Source organism: Kitasatospora sp. MY 5-36, assembly GCF_001182915.1.
In the GTDB taxonomy this organism is placed as follows: Bacteria; Actinomycetota; Actinomycetes; order Streptomycetales; family Streptomycetaceae; genus Kitasatospora.
The window spans coordinates 1-1272 of the sequence record NZ_LFVW01001229.1 but is presented as its reverse complement, the minus strand read 5'-3'; the positions used below and the strand labels follow the sequence as shown (position 1 = coordinate 1272).

The following is a 1272-nucleotide window of genomic DNA, read 5'->3' as shown; positions in this document are numbered from 1 at the left end:
GTCCTGTCGGCCGCGCTGTGGCTGCTGGACCGCCGGCACTCCGACCGGCGGGCGACCGCCCTCGCCACCTGGGTGATCGGCGGGGCGGTGCTGGGCAACGCCGTCTGGTCCGGGTACGCGGCGCTCGGCGCGGTCCCTACCTCCGGGGTCTCCCCGGCGGCCGTCCGGGCCGGGCACGCGGCCGTCCGGGCGGGCGCCGACTGGCCGCGCGGCCGCAGCGACCCCGGCCCGCACGCCTTCACCCCCAACGACCCGCTGCTGCTGAACGGCCAGGGCGGCGGCTACTTCAGCAGCTACCTGCCGACCGTCACCGCCCTGCTGCTGCACGACCTCGGCGCGGGCTGGACGGCCGGCGGACGGCAGACCGCGAGCGTCACCGACCCGGTCGGGCAGGCGCTGTTCGGCGTCCGCACCCACCTCGACGACGCCCCGCCGCCCGGCTTCACCCCGGTGCGGGCCGCCGCGCCGCCGCTGGTCACCGTGCTGCCGCCGGGCTCCCGGACGGAGACCTCCTCGGTCTGGTCCCGGCAGGAGTCGCTGCTCGGCAGCCAGGTGTACGACGCCCCGCTGCCCGTCCCGGCGGGCGGGCCGGCGCCGGCCCTGCACGGCACCAGCGGCTGGTCGGTGCCGGCCGGTGGGGAGGGCACGGTGTTCACGGCCGCCTGCACGCCGGGCGGGACGGCCTACTTCCACGGGGTCTGGTACCGGGGCACGGTCAGCGGCCTGGGCACCGACTACCGCAGCGACGGCGAGCAGCCCACCACCGCCGTGCCGATCCACCGGCTGGGGACCGTCCCGGCGGACGGGGTGGTCCGGGTGACGCTGCGGTCGGACGTGGTGAGCCAGGTGCCCGCCCGCCCGATCGGCTGCCTGCGGGCCGGTGCGCTGGAGGCCGCCGTCGCCCGGCTCACCGCGACCGGCGCCACCCGGGTCGAGGCGGGCGGGCACACCCTCACCGCGACCCTCCCGGCGGGTTCCACCGGCACCGCGCTGCTCTCCGTACCGGCCGCCGAGGGCTGGACCTGCGCGGTGGACGGCGGCCGACGTCTCGCCCCCGTCCCGGTGCTCGGCATGATCGGCGTCCCGCTGGGCGACGGCGCCTCCCGCGTCGCCTGCGCCTTCCGCCCGCCCGGCCTCACCGAGGGGCTCATCGTCACCTCCGCCACCGCCGCCGTCCTCGCCCTGGTGGCGGTCTTCGCCCGGCTCTCCCGGCGCCCCACCCGCGTCCCGCGCCGCGACCGCCGCCGGGCGGCCCTGGGCGCCGACGCACAA

The 1272-nt window shown here is 79.3% G+C and carries 1 protein-coding gene; it reads left to right on the top strand.

From position 1 onward, the window contains the following. On the top strand, positions 1-1272 hold a 1272-nt coding region (locus tag AE652_RS41590), incomplete at both ends, for a YfhO family protein (RefSeq protein WP_049661207.1).